This window comes from Mycoplasma putrefaciens KS1 (assembly GCF_000224105.1).
Taxonomy (GTDB): Bacteria; Bacillota_I; Bacilli_A; order Mycoplasmatales; family Mycoplasmataceae; genus Mycoplasma; species Mycoplasma putrefaciens.
This window is the reverse complement of sequence record NC_015946.1, coordinates 187,803-201,325: the sequence shown is the minus strand read 5'-3', so window position 1 is coordinate 201,325 and position 13,523 is coordinate 187,803. Positions and strand designations below refer to the sequence as shown.

At 25.9% G+C, this 13,523-nt stretch carries 14 protein-coding genes and 3 tRNA genes; 5 read left to right on the top strand and 12 right to left on the bottom strand.

The window, feature by feature from the left end; all coding sequences use genetic code 4:
- Positions 1–17 precede the first annotated feature (17 nt).
- A complete protein-coding gene (gene thiI, locus MPUT_RS00970; RefSeq protein WP_014034946.1) occupies positions 18–1,211 on the bottom strand; it encodes a tRNA uracil 4-sulfurtransferase ThiI in 1,194 nt (397 codons plus the stop codon).
- A gap of 1 nt (position 1,212) precedes the next feature.
- A complete protein-coding gene (locus tag MPUT_RS00965; RefSeq protein ID WP_014034945.1) occupies positions 1,213–2,994 on the bottom strand; it encodes a hypothetical protein in 1,782 nt (593 codons plus the stop codon).
- A gap of 300 nt (positions 2,995–3,294) precedes the next feature.
- On the opposite strand from MPUT_RS00965, the gene rpsD reads away from it, so the two are divergent.
- Complete coding sequence (gene rpsD / locus MPUT_RS00960) at positions 3,295–3,918, top strand: 30S ribosomal protein S4 (RefSeq protein ID WP_014034944.1); 624 nt, start codon at positions 3,295–3,297, stop codon at positions 3,916–3,918.
- 312 nt (positions 3,919–4,230) lie between these two features.
- On the opposite strand, the gene tyrS is transcribed toward rpsD, so the two are convergent.
- Genes tyrS through ytpR form a run of 3 tightly spaced genes read right to left on the bottom strand, consistent with a single transcriptional unit; the run spans position 4,231 to position 7,137 of the window.
- Complete coding sequence (tyrS, locus tag MPUT_RS00955; RefSeq protein WP_014034943.1) at positions 4,231–5,478, bottom strand: tyrosine--tRNA ligase; 1,248 nt, start codon at positions 5,476–5,478, stop codon at positions 4,231–4,233.
- Between the two features lie 8 nt (positions 5,479–5,486).
- Positions 5,487–6,551 carry a nicotinate phosphoribosyltransferase gene (locus MPUT_RS00950; RefSeq protein WP_014034942.1) on the bottom strand — a complete coding sequence of 355 codons (1,065 nt, stop codon included), beginning with the start codon at positions 6,549–6,551 and terminating at the stop codon, positions 5,487–5,489.
- Positions 6,529–7,137, bottom strand: coding sequence for a YtpR family tRNA-binding protein (gene ytpR, locus MPUT_RS00945; RefSeq protein ID WP_014034941.1), 609 nt, complete (start codon positions 7,135–7,137; stop codon positions 6,529–6,531). The genes MPUT_RS00950 and ytpR overlap by 23 nt, the downstream gene beginning before the upstream one ends.
- 69 nt (positions 7,138–7,206) lie before the next feature.
- Here ytpR and MPUT_RS00940 point away from each other — a divergent pair, with 69 nt between their 5' ends.
- Complete coding sequence (locus tag MPUT_RS00940; protein ID WP_014034940.1) at positions 7,207–8,061, top strand: DegV family protein; 855 nt, start codon at positions 7,207–7,209, stop codon at positions 8,059–8,061.
- Positions 8,062–8,074: 13 nt separating this feature from the next.
- A complete protein-coding gene (locus MPUT_RS00935; protein ID WP_014034939.1) occupies positions 8,075–8,926 on the top strand; it encodes a DegV family protein in 852 nt (283 codons plus the stop codon).
- Between the two features lie 41 nt (positions 8,927–8,967).
- Here the strand turns inward: MPUT_RS00935 and MPUT_RS00930 are convergent.
- The 7 genes from MPUT_RS00930 to MPUT_RS00900 all read right to left on the bottom strand — a co-directional run bounded on the left by MPUT_RS00930 (position 8,968) and on the right by MPUT_RS00900 (position 11,526).
- Positions 8,968–9,042 (bottom strand) — tRNA-Trp (locus MPUT_RS00930).
- A 38-nt stretch (positions 9,043–9,080) separates the two neighbouring features.
- Positions 9,081–9,156 (bottom strand) — tRNA-Trp (locus tag MPUT_RS00925).
- Between the two features lie 82 nt (positions 9,157–9,238).
- On the bottom strand, positions 9,239–9,694 hold the full coding sequence (locus MPUT_RS00920) for a Fur family transcriptional regulator (protein ID WP_014034938.1): 456 nt from the start codon (positions 9,692–9,694) through the stop codon (positions 9,239–9,241).
- Complete coding sequence (locus tag MPUT_RS00915) at positions 9,694–9,918, bottom strand: acyl carrier protein (protein WP_014034937.1); 225 nt, start codon at positions 9,916–9,918, stop codon at positions 9,694–9,696. Before MPUT_RS00915 ends, MPUT_RS00920 begins: the two co-directional genes overlap by 1 nt.
- Before the next feature lie 30 nt (positions 9,919–9,948).
- Positions 9,949–10,311 (bottom strand): hypothetical protein, encoded by a 363-nt coding sequence (locus tag MPUT_RS00910; RefSeq protein ID WP_014034936.1) that lies wholly within the window; start codon positions 10,309–10,311, stop codon positions 9,949–9,951.
- Positions 10,298–11,377: a hypothetical protein gene (locus tag MPUT_RS00905; RefSeq protein ID WP_014034935.1), complete on the bottom strand. Its 1,080-nt coding sequence runs from the start codon at positions 11,375–11,377 to the stop codon at positions 10,298–10,300. Before MPUT_RS00905 ends, MPUT_RS00910 begins: the two co-directional genes overlap by 14 nt.
- Positions 11,378–11,450: 73 nt before the next feature.
- Positions 11,451–11,526: transfer RNA gene (locus MPUT_RS00900), tRNA-His, on the bottom strand.
- A 131-nt stretch (positions 11,527–11,657) separates the two neighbouring features.
- On the opposite strand from MPUT_RS00900, the gene MPUT_RS00895 reads away from it, so the two are divergent.
- Together MPUT_RS00895 and MPUT_RS00890 are read left to right on the top strand one after the other, a co-directional pair.
- Positions 11,658–12,560, top strand: a complete 903-nt coding sequence (locus tag MPUT_RS00895) for an ABC transporter ATP-binding protein (protein ID WP_014034934.1) — start codon at positions 11,658–11,660, stop codon at positions 12,558–12,560.
- A 214-nt stretch (positions 12,561–12,774) separates the two neighbouring features.
- A complete protein-coding gene (locus tag MPUT_RS00890) occupies positions 12,775–13,302 on the top strand; it encodes a hypothetical protein (protein ID WP_231992263.1) in 528 nt (175 codons plus the stop codon).
- The last annotated feature ends 221 nt before the right edge of the window (positions 13,303–13,523 follow it).

Below are 13,523 nucleotides of genomic sequence, written 5' to 3'. Positions count from 1 at the left end.
TAGATCTCCATTAGTTGTTAATTATTTTTATTTTCTATAAAATTTCCATCTTTAAAAATAAATTCACTTATATGATTATTAATAATTTCTTCTAATAGCTCAGTTCATAAAATGGTATCTTCTTGTTGTTTGGCAATCTCTAGTTTTGGTCTAGTGACTGGCTGGTTTGGAACAAACATACTACATACATCATCAAAAGGTAAAATTGAAGTTTTATAAGTATCAATAAATTTAGAAATTTTAATAATTTCTTCTTTATCATATGTTATTAGCGGTCTTAAAATAGTTTGCTTACTTATTGAATTGATAACATTAATACTATCAATAGTTTGAGAAGCAACTTGCCCTAGACTTTCACCTGTAATTAAAGCTTTATAGTTATACTTATCTGCAAGTGCATTTGCAATTCTAATAAACATTCTTCTCATGATTGTAATTTTGTAATTTTGATTAGGTATGTGCTGAAGTTCTTGTAACATTAAAGCAAAATCGCAAACATAAACTCTAAAAGTTAAGGAATTATATTTTGATAGCTCTTTAGCTAAATCAAAGACTTTTTTCAGTGCTTCAGCTGAAGTATGAGGAGGAGTCATAAAGTGGATAAAATCAACACGCATTCCTCTTTTTAAAGTTAAAAAGCTCGCAACCGGAGAATCTATTCCACCACTTAACAGGCTTAAACCTTTTCCACTTATTCCAACAGGTAAGCCTTTTAAACCATCGATTCTATGATCAAAAACATCAACATGATCTTTTTTAATAACTACTTCAATTTTTAAATTGGGATTATGAAGATCAACAACAAGATCATCACAAGCTTTTAAAACTTCAGGTGCAAGTTGTTTCTTAAGTTCTACACTATCAATTGGAAAACTTTTATCTTTTCTTGATACTTCTAATTTAAATCTTTTGTTATTTGATTTCGCGGCAATACCAATGATTGCTTGTTTAATACTTTCTAAATCTTTTTTAGTATGTTCAACAACAGATAAAGAATAAATTCCAAAAACTGTTTTTAATTGGTTCAAAACATCATTTAATATTTGATCATTAACTTTTAACATTAAAGAATTGTGATCTTTAAGATATTCAATATCTTGCTGAAAAGCTTTTAATTTCAATTTAATGTTTGAAATTAATTTATCAATAAATCTAAACCTATTATTCTTTTTGAGTGTTAACTCTCCATATCTTATTAAAATATATTTCATTCTATTCTCCTAAATTTTTTAAATTTTTAATTTCTCTAATTAAACTAATTCCTAAATCAATAGCTTTTTGATATTGCTTGTCTTGATAAGCATCCATAATTTTGTTTATCTTTTTAACCGAATCATTTTTATAACCTAAAAAACGACTAGTATAAGTAACTAGATATTGAGCAATTTTATCTAACATAACTTCATCAATCACGTTATGTTTTATATAAATTGTTTCTTTTAGTTGATGGTCTAAATCTTTAATAATTTTGTCAAAATTTTTTAATGACAATAACACTGAATTACTATTTTTTTCAACATAACTTAGTTGAGTAAATCTAGTATTAATTCATTCTTTATACTGTTTTAATGATTCTATATCGCTGTTTCGGTAAATAATTGATTCGGTAAATAATAAAGTAGTTCTGATATTATCGATCTTTGATTCAATTTCTTCTAAAAATGAGTCTCTAGTTCTTAAAAGAGCATAAATTTCAATAAAATCATTATAGTATTTTTCTAATCTTAATAAAATGTTTTTTGTTTGTGACACACATTTATATAAAACAGCTTCGCCTGCTGCTGAATATTTAAATTTAATAAATCTAGAACAAATCATTTGAAATTCATTATTCACCGCGTCAATAAAAGGCTTAATATTATAAAATCTGTTTTTTGCTTCATTAATATTATTTTTAAATGAAAGATTTAAAATAATTAGTTCTTCAATCTTTTTAGTTTCTAGTTCAAATTCACTAATAATGTTTTGAATGTTTTCGATATTATTTTCAAAAAATGAAAAAATTCTAACTTCAAACTTTAAATTAGAGTGAATTGTTGCAATTTTATTTATTAGTTGATCATAAATTGCAGCTGCTGAATTAATTTTTCCTGCATATAAAAGTTCAAGAATTTTTTCTTTATCTATTTGAAAAGCTTTATTAATGTTTTCTCTTTCTAGAATTTGATCAGATTGGTTTGTATTGTCAGATTTTAATAATAATTGGCTATTAACTTCTTGAAGTTTTGCATATAAAACTCCATTTTGTTCTAATGATAAAACCATTTTATAGGTATTATCAATAAATCTAATGAATTTAACTACACTTTCAGCTAAATTAATAAGCTTTTTAAAAGCTTCTTCGAACTTACCTATTTTAATATAATAATCACAAACAGTGATTTTTTTATTAATTGCCTGTTTATATTCTTTGATCACTAAATGATTAATTTTTAAATCATCATTTTCTTTTTTGCTATTAATAAATTTAAATAATTGATCAATATTTTCTTGAATGACAATTTTTAAATCTCTTAATAAAAATTCAAGTTCAGTAATTTTTTGAGTTTGATCATAGATTTCGACAACTTTAGATTCTAAAGTTTGAGAAGTTTCAAAAACCTGATTAGCTTTTTTAAAATTGAAAATACTTGGAAATGATTGTGATTTTTTAAATTTATTTGTTAAAAAAAACTTATTTACATTAGTGATTAACTCGGGTAACTCAACTTTATATATTTGGTAGTATTTAACTTTTCATAATTCTACATCTTGTTTTAGATGTTTGTTATTAGAAGCTTCAGCTATAAAACTCATTCTATTTAAACGACTTGATAGTGGATGTTTTAATATTGATTCAATTGTTAAGCTAGTTTGATTAGCTTTATTAATAATATTTTTATAAATAATTAGTAAGACCAAAAGAGTTAATGCCAAAATAAAACTTAATCCAAAAACTATGTAAACAATAATATCTATTGTAGTTGTAATCTTTGCAATCATTAAATTATACATAACAAACTGCATTATATTAATCCACACTCTCTAAACTAAATTATATCAAAAGACAATTAATCATTAAGTTAGTTAATTTATAAGATCATAAGACAAAAACATTAAGAAATTTTAATTGATTAGTCTTTAAATTAAGTTTATAATATTAAGGTTATTTAACTATATTCTGCATTCAGTTATAAGTTAAATGCTGTCTATTTTTAAAAAAAGTAACTTTAGCAGTAAAGGTGAATTAATAGACTGGTTAACTTAGGAACTGTTCATAATATTTTTAATAACCATAAATAAGGGAGTGAACGTATGTCAAGATTTACAGGTTCAACATTTAAAAAGGCACGTAGATTTGGATTTTCGATTCTTGAAACTGGTAAAGAGTTTAGCAAGGGTAAAAAAAGAGTAACTACTCCAGGTCATCATGGTAAAGATAGATCTAAGATAAAATTATCTGACTATGGACAACAATTACAAGAAAAACAAAAAGTTAAATATATGTATGGTTTGAGTGAAAGACAATTTAGAAACACTTTTGCAAGAGCTAAAAAGTTACAAGGAATTTTAGGAACAAACTTTTTAGTTTTACTAGAATCAAGATTAGACAATATCGTTTACAGATTAGGATTTGCAATGACAAGACAAGGTGCAAGACAACTAGTTAGTCATGGTCACATTTTAGTAAATGATAAAAAAATCGATATTCCTTCATACCAATTAAAAGTTGGAGATGTAATTGAAGTTAAACAAGCAACTAAGAAAAATGAAAAAGTTCTTGAAGCATTACAAAACAATCAGACAACTGTTGATTTTGTTAAAGTTGACAAAGACAAAGTTAAAGGTGAATTTGTAAGATTACCAGAAAGAAAAGAATTAAATCCAGAAATCAATGAAGCCTTAATTGTTGAATGATACAACCGTTTAATTAAATAGTTAATATTTTAAAAGATCTCTTTACGGGTCTTTTTTAAAATAAAACCAGACTCTTGTTGCCTGATAAGAGTCTGGTTTTAATATTATGTTAAGTTTAAGAACTATGACAAACTTAAGAAATATTATTGAAATTTTTATTATTAAAATTGAGTGAGAGAAAATTATTTTAATAATATTAGATATACTTTGTTTTTTGAAAATATAGATTTCTACATTTTCTAACTTTATTATATTTTCTTTTCAAAACGATATTTGGTTGTTAACACAAAAATCTTTATTTTTAAGAAATTAATTTTAATTAAAATTTTGTTTTTATTTTAAAGTTATTAAAAAGTACTTTCTTTTACCTTTTTTTATTAAAAGATATTTTTGTTCTAATAGATCAAAACTTTCTAATAACTGATTTTCATCAGTTATTAACTGATCATTTACATAAATTGCTTTAGCATTAATAAACTCTCTTGCCTCACGTTTAGAAGTAGCAGCCGAAACTCTTATTAAAGCATCAATAATTTTGACATCTTTTTCTAATTCAATGCTTTTAAGAGAGCTAAGTGCTGTTTTTAACAAATCGCTTGTAAGTGATGATAATTTACCTGTAAAAAACGCTTCAGTTAATCTTTGAGCTTTTTGCAGACCCGTTTGTTTATGAACAAACTTTGTAATTTCTTCAGCTAAAGCTTTTTGCATAATATGTTTTTGTGGCGCTAATTTATGTTGTTCAACTAAGTTATTAATCTCACTTTCACTTAAAAATGTTAGTAATTTTAACATCTTTTCACAGTCATCATCTGCTTGATTAAATCAAAATTGGTAAAATTCATATTCACTAGTTTTGCTTGCATCTAATCAAATTGCACCTGATTCAGTTTTACCAAATTTTTGACCATCAGATTTCACAAGTAATGGAATAGTAAATCCAGCGGCTTTAGAATTTTCTTTTCCTAATTTATCAGTAATAAAATCAATCCCACTTGTGATATTTCCTCACTGATCAGATCCACCTATTTGAACAGTACAATTATGTTTTGTATATAAATGATAAAAATCATAAGCTTGTAACATAGTATATGAAAATTCAGTAATTGATAACCCAGTTTGAATTCTACTAGCAATTGATTCTTTTGCTAATAAATAACTTAAATTAAAATGTTTTGCAACTTCTCTTAAAAATTCAATTAAACTAATTGGTTTTAATCAATCTGCATTATTAACAAACTTAACATCAGAAATAATTCCAGTTAGTTGTTTACTAATAGCTTTAATGTTTTTAAGAACTTGTTCATCAGTTTGCAAAACTCGCTCAGTTGATTTAAAAGAAGGATCACCAATCATTCCAGTTGCTCCACCAATCAAAGCTATAGGTTTAAAACCTAATAGACCAAATCTTTTTAAAGTAACAATCATCATTAAATGACCAACATGCAAAGAATCAGCAGTTGGATCAAACCCGCAATATACTGATTGATGGTTATTTTGAGCTAATATTATTTTTTCTTGATTTGTGATTTGTTTTACTAAACCTCTTCAAGTCAATTCATCGATAATATTATGTTTCATCGCTTCTCCTATTTAACTCGTTTTAGCCTTGGATTTAAAATGTCTTTTCTTCCAAATTTAGCTTGTTGCTTTCCGTCTAATAAAACTGCATCTCCAGTAAAACCGATATTAATACTTGCTAAAGCACTACCAACACCATAAATATCTACTGGCGCATTGGCATCTTCAAATTCTTTAATTTTTTCTGCGTCAAACCCTGACGAAACAATAATTTTAGTTTTTTGACATCCAAAATCATCTAATGCTTTTCTAACAGCTTTTACAAGCTCTATACTAACTCCGTTTAGCTTAGTACTACTAGGATATTGTTTTTGGTTTTGTTCTAAATACTTATCAGTTAAAGATGCTGAAGTATCAATTCTAACAGCATATAATTTATCTTTAAAATGTTTTGCAACTTCAATAGCTGTATTAACACAATCATTATCATAATCAATTAAAACAATTAAATTATTATTTGGAAATACTTTATAAAAAGCTTTAGCTGCTTTTAAAGTATCTCCTTCAAATGCCTGAATTAAAGCGTGTGGCATTGTTCCTGATGGTTGCATAACACGATGATCATTTATATATTGTAATGCTGCTTGAGAAACAAAATTTCTAAATCCACCAATATATGAAGCATAACCATCGCTTGCTAAAGTTCGAAAACTATCTGCGCGATCAAACATATTTAAAACCGGCTTATCTTTAGCTGCTTGAATAATTTTTTTAGCATTTGTAGCAATTGAACTATTTCTTGCTAAAATACCATCAATCATACCTTCTAATCATCCAAAATCTTGATATCTGCCTGTAATTTTTAGTACTGGTTCTTTTGAATTGATTATCTGTCCATCATCTAATGATCAAATTTCTAAATCTTTGTAGTTAGGTGAAGCAAATTCTAATAATGATAGAACTTCATTAATACCACATAAAACAACATTATCATTTCTTTGGAAAAACTGCATTGTAACTTTTTGATTTAAATTTAGTTGATCCATAATTTGCACTGTTTTTTTAAAATAATCAGCTATATAATAACCATCTTTAACTTTAGAATCGAAACTAAATTTTATTCTGTTTTTCATAATACGCTCTCCAAAAACTCTGACCAACTTTATTTGAATACTCACTACCAAGTTCAATAATACCTAAATTATCACTTTCGATTTTTAATTCTTTAGCACTACATAACATACCAAAAGAATCTATTCCCTTAACTTTATTTTCAGTTATAAGAGCACCATTTGGCATTCAACTACCAGAAGTTGCCACAACTACTAATAATCCTTTTCTAGCATTAGAAGCACCACAAATTACTTGAATAACTTCGTGTTTTAAATCAACATCACAAACATGAAGATGAGTTCCTTCAATAGCTTCACATCTTATTATTTTTCCTATTAAAAATTGTTCTGTTTGTTTAACGGGGTAGATATCTTTTAAGACATTTTCAACATAATTAACTACATCTGGTTTTTCAGAACAAAAAGCTTGATCAATTTTAATATTTTCTGAGACATTAAAAATGTTAGCACCAATAACATCTTTGTCATTTTTTAAAATAACAACATTATTATAAGTTGATGTTTGCATAACTGGTTCATTTAAAAAACTTACTAATAATGAGTCGAATTGTTCATTATAAAAAACACCAAATTTTAAATTATTCATGTCTAATAATTCCCCTATCTAATTGATTTTAATTATACCAATTATATAATCTAAATAAATATATCAAAAATGGATATAGAAAGGTGATGTAAGATTAAAGTAGCAATTCTTACAGATTCTTCTTTTGATGGAAGAGTTTCAAACTATAAAGATTTATATGTCATACCGTTATTGATCACAACTACAGATGGTCAAACTTTTTATGATAATCAAGATTTAACTAAAGAACAATTTTATCGATTATTAGAAAAAGAGCCACTTAAAACAAGTCAAACCACACCTGGTGATATGTTCAAATTATGAGATGCTTTGTTAGAAAGTTATGATCAAATTATTTTCCTTCCAATTTCTAGTGAATTAAGCGGACAATACAATACATTTAAAATTCTAAGTGAAAGTGAAAGCAAGTATAAAAATAAAGTTTTTGTATGCAATTCAAAAGCAGTTAGCGTTATTCAACAAGAAATGATTAACAAAGTTGTTTTGTGAATAAAACAAGAAAAAACTTGTAGCGAAATTGTTAAATTAGTTGAAAAAGCTTCAAAAGATTTTGTTGCTTTTATTATTCCAAAAAATTTAGAAACCTTAAAAAATGGTGGAAGAATTAAGCCAGCAGCAGCAGCGATTGCTAAGATGTTAAAAATCATTCCTATTTTAAGATATGATGGTAGCATCGATAAACAAACTACATCAAGAACTTTTAAAAAAGCTGTTAAAGATGCCTTAAACCTTATTATTAATGAAATTGAAAATGTTAAACAGATTGATATTTCATATTCAAAAATAGATCAACAGTATCTAGACATTATTGATGAAAGCGCAAAGGATGCTGGACTAAGCATTAGGATTAAATCAGAATTAACTAATGTAATTGCAGCTCATACAGGAGTAGAAACAGTTGCGCTAGTTGCGTGAAAAAAGTAAAGGAGAAATGACTGTGAAGATAGGATTACTAGTTGATAGCGCATCAACTTATGACGCTTCAATATTTAAAGAAACAAATATAGAATTGATACCATTGCATATAGTTATGCCAGATAACACTGAATTTTTAGATACAAATTCTAATGTGGTTGATAACAAAATTCTTGAAAGAGTTGCCAATGGAGAAAATGTAAAAACAAGTCAAGCAAGTATTGGTGAATTAGAACAAAAATATCAAGAATTACTAAAAAAATATGATCATGTTGTTCATATTCCAATAACTAAAAACTTATCATCAATGCTTCAAACTGCATCACTAGTTAGTCAAGACGAAAAATTTATTGATAAAGTTACAGTTTATCAAAATACTGATCTAGCCGCTCAAGCAATTAGTGAAATAGCTCTAAGATTGGATCAAGCTCTTAAAGATGGTAGTGTTTCAACTGTACAACAAGCTATTGAATTTATTGATCAAAATAAAGAAAAAGTTTATGTTTCTATTATTCCTGGAGATTTAAAAAAATTATCAAGTGGTGGACGTGCAACAGGAATTATAACTACTGTATTAAACATCTTTAAGACTAAATTACTAATAGTTTGAGCCAAAGATCCTATTAAAGAAGCGTTTGGAAGAACTTATTCAGCACTAACAGAAAAAGTTATTAAAAATTTAAAAGATAAGTACAAAGATAAAAAATTTAAATTATTTGTTTTAAGAACTCCATTAACAAGTGATAAAACATTTGACAATGTTATTGATGTACTAAAAGAAGAAAAAATTAACTTTATTAGAGAAATGGTTCCAAATATTTATACAGTTCACGCCGGAATTGAAACAATTGGTTTTGTTGCTATTGAAGAATAAAAAAAGCTGGATTAATTTCCAGCTTTTGTTTTTCTAAGTTTTGGCGGGAGAGAAAGGATTCGAACCCTCAACACTCGGTTTTGGAGACCGATGTTCTACCATTGAACTACTCTCCCAATAAAAATCACACTCTAGTGTGACTGATTTTCTATATTGGCAGGGGCAACAAGACTCGAACTCGTGACACTCGGTTTTGAAGACCGATGTTCTACCAACTGAACTATGCCCCTGTAAGACTACCTTTATTAATTATAAAGATTGTTTATAACTTTTCAATATTAATAGCAGATAATTTAGTAACACAGTTAGTAGTTATTTTAATAAGCAAACAGTACAATATCCATGTCCTTCAATCTTAAAGTGATCTAATCTAAGACCATATTTTTCGGATAAATCTAGCAACTCTAAAAAATTGTAATCCTTGCTGTCACTGTCATTTAAATGAATAACTTTATTACAATTATCGCATTTTAAGTGAATTGATTTATCTGTTGCTATTTCGTATAAAATAGTTTTACCATTAAAAGTGTTTGCAAAAATAATGTGTTCATTTAAAAGAAGATCCATTGTATTATACACGCTCATTACATTTATGTTAGTAACTTCATTTTGTAATTTAGATATAATGTCTTGGATTGTTAAATGATCAGAAGATATTAAAAGTTTAATAATTGCTGTTCTTACATCTGTTAATCTAATCTTTTTATCTTTTAATTTGATTAAGATTTTGTCATATTTATCTTGTTGTCTTTTTGATAATATAATCATTATTTTTTCAACTCTTGAATCACTTGTAATAAATCAGAAATAGTTTTTAAAGAAAGTAATTGCTCATCATCGATTCTAATATCTAAGGTATCTTCTAGTTCAACAATTAAATCCATTAAATCCAAAGAATCTAAACCCATTTTTTTAAATTCTGAGTTTTGAGTAATTGCTCCTTTAGCTCCTCGAGATTTAAGTTTTCTAACAATTTCTTCATAAATATTCATGCAGATATTCACCAAAAGTATTCTTTCTACTTAATTATTATTATATACAATTTTATAAAACCATTTATAATTTTTATAAATTACACCCACTTCGGTCTTGTTGAATTGAAAGCTTATAACATCATCTAAAAACTTAAGATCTTTATTTTGTTTTTTAAGCTCAGTTAGAAAAACGGCCTTAAATTTATTTTCATCTAAAGTGTTTTGGCTTGTCAAAATTTTGCTAATATAATTCTTACCAATGATTGGTTTAGAAAGTGTTTTTTGACTCTCAATTAAGCTACTATTTACTGTAAAGATTTTGGAAAAATAAATTGAAGCAGCCGTTGAACTAATACAAGAACAAATCAGTATGATCAGTATTGTTAGTCTAGTTTTTCTATTCAACTTCATACTTATTAATCTCTTTTTCTAACTTACTTAGTTGCATTAATTCAATAGTAGAAAAAAACTCTTTACTAAACTGATAATTTTTAATAACTGATTCTTTAATTTCTAGATTATCTAAACTGATAATCTCTAAATCTTGAACTTTTCAGTTAAATCCAATATGATCATTAAACACTTTAAAATCTAAATATAAATTATTTTCTAGTAAAGAATTAAAAATAAACCCTTTTGTTTCCGATTCTTTTTCAACAACACTATCATCAACAATTACAGCTTTATTATCAAAATATAAACCATTTTTTTGAACTAGTATTTTAGGAAGAGTTTTATAAAATTTGTTAGCTTTTTGATGATCATTTAGCTGTAAGCTTTCCGCTGCAAAATAGTTATTAAGATCTGAAGTTAATAGATCATTAATTAGCTTATTGATTTCAGAATTATTATTAAAATCTCTATCTAAATTCACTTTGAAATGATGTTTAAAATCTACTAGTTTTTGATACTTTTTATTAACAACAAATTGCTCTTGTTGATAATTTAATTGATAAGTTAAAAGACTAACTACAACATCATTTTTTAAAGAATTATGATCATAGTTTTTATAATAATTAATTAGATTATTTTTATAGAGATTTTGTTTAGAAGATCCTGAAATATTTAACTTAATATCACTGGTAAAATTTTGAATCTTATGATCTGCTTGAAATTGACAACTAAAAACTAAATCAAGCTTATTATTTTCAAATAATTTGACAGGTAGTTCAAAATCAATAAATTGTTTTTGATCATTACTAATTTTATATATCAAAGGTTCTTTAAAGTTAGTCTCTAATTCAGTATCACTTGTTGCAGTTTTATAACTCAGTTTATATTTGAAATCTGTTAAAAGACTAGCAGTATGATCATATTGGTTAGAGCGTTTATTTTTAGAAATAAGTAGTTTTAATCTATAAACTTCTTGTTTTTTTGAATAATATTTTTGCTTTGAAAAAATCACATCACAACAATAATTTGGTTTAACTATGATACTTCGATTTGAAACTTCAATTTCTTTATGAACAATATTCATAAACTCACCTCTATTGAAGTATTAGTTAAAAATTAAAAAACAACACCTTAGGTGTTGCTGTTTTTTTCTAAAATGGGGCGTCGAACGGGAATCGAACCCGCGAATGTCAGAGCCACAACCTGATGTGTTAACCACTTCACCACCGACGCCGTGACTTATTTATTATCTAAAAAAGCCAGAATAAAGTCAATATAAACCCTTTAATTATTTAAAATATTAGCAATAGTAAATCAAATAAAATCTAATCTATTTACTATTAATAGAACATGGAGAGATTTATATGAAACAACAAGAAAATGAAATCATCTCAATAACTAATTTAACTAAAAAATACAAATCAGGTTATGGAATTTTTGATATTAATTTAAAAGTTAAAAAAGGTGAAATTTATGGTTATCTTGGTCCTAATGGTGCTGGTAAATCAACAACTATTAGACATATGATGGGATATATTAAACCCGAAAAAGGAACTATTAAAATTTTACAAAAAGACGCTTGAAAAGAATCTCATTTTATTCAACCACGCATTGGATATGTTCCTGGAGAAATTAACCTACCTGAATATATGAATGGTTTAGATTTTATTAAACAAATTTTTAGTTTAAGAAAACAAACTAACTGAGATTATGTTGAAAAATTGATCAAGTATTTTGAATTTGATCCAAATATTAAAATCAAAAAAATGAGTAAAGGAATGAAGCAAAAAGTTGCCTTAGTAATTGCTTTTATGCACAAACCTGAACTACTAATTTTAGATGAACCCACATCAGGATTAGATCCTTTAATGCAAAATAAATTCATTAATTTAGTTTTAGAACACAAAAAACTCAACACAACTATTATTATGAGTTCTCACATTTTTGATGAAATCGAAAAAACTTGTAATAAAGTAGCAATTATCAGGTCAGGCAGAATTATTGCTGATATAGATTTAGAAAATCTAAGACAAATAAGTGACAGAAACTATCAGATAACTTTTAGTGATAATAAAATTCTAAAATCTAAGTTTTTAAAAAGTTTTAATAACAACCAAGCATTATATGTAGTTAGTGCTGACAAGGTTGCTAATTTTTTTGAATCACTAAAAAAATACGACATTAAAATGTTAAAAGAAATACCATTTTCTTTAGAAAAATACTTTTTAAACTTTTACAATCAGAAAGGAGAAAATAAAAATGTTTAACTACCAACTATGAAAAGATTCATTTAAATCCACATGATCTTTTTGATTGATTATTCTTCCTTTTGTGACTTTAATAAATCTTTTAATACTACTGTTAATTAAAGTAGAAGATCAAAAAAATTTACTATCAGTCAACATTATAAAAAACCTATTTTTTACCAGTTTTGGAATCATCATTATTTGTATATTTTTTATTATTGGGCCTAATGCATTAATGACCAAACCAATTGATCTAGGTTATTTGTCTTACACTTTATCAACAAGATTATCAAGACTACAAATCTTTGTTAATAAAATGATATATTTTATTTTCACAATCACTAGTTATGTTTTAGTTAATTTTCTTTTAGTTGGTTTATTTATGATTATTAAAAATCAACCTAGTTTAAAAGATTGAGCATTACAGTGTCTAGGATATTGATTGTTATTAATGGCTGTGGGAGCAATTTGTTTTATGTTTAGTTCAATTTTTAATCGCTCAACATACACTATCTTTTTTAGTGCATTAATAATTGTTTTGTTTTACACAGCAAATGTCACTGTCGGGTTAGCTGAATTAACCGAAACCAAAGAATTAGCATTTTTAAAATATCTTACTTTGTTTACATTGTTTAACCATAATAAAATTGAAACCGATAATGTTATGAAATTTATTTATCAATTTATAACATTAGGAATTATTAGTGTTATTTGCTATTTCATATCAGCAGTTAAATTTATTCATAAAGACTTACCTTTATAAAATATTTTTTGTACTTTTTAGTTTGTTAAAACATTTTATAAATGGTAAATTTTTATGTTTACTAACTATTGTAAAGTTTTTTTATTAAATATTGTAAAATTTAGTAAACTAATAAACATATTTTATTAATAAAAAGAGGTTACTTTTAGTGAATGATCAAATAATTAAAAACTACAAACCACGAATTATCGAGCAGATAGTCAAGACATATTTAAATGTAT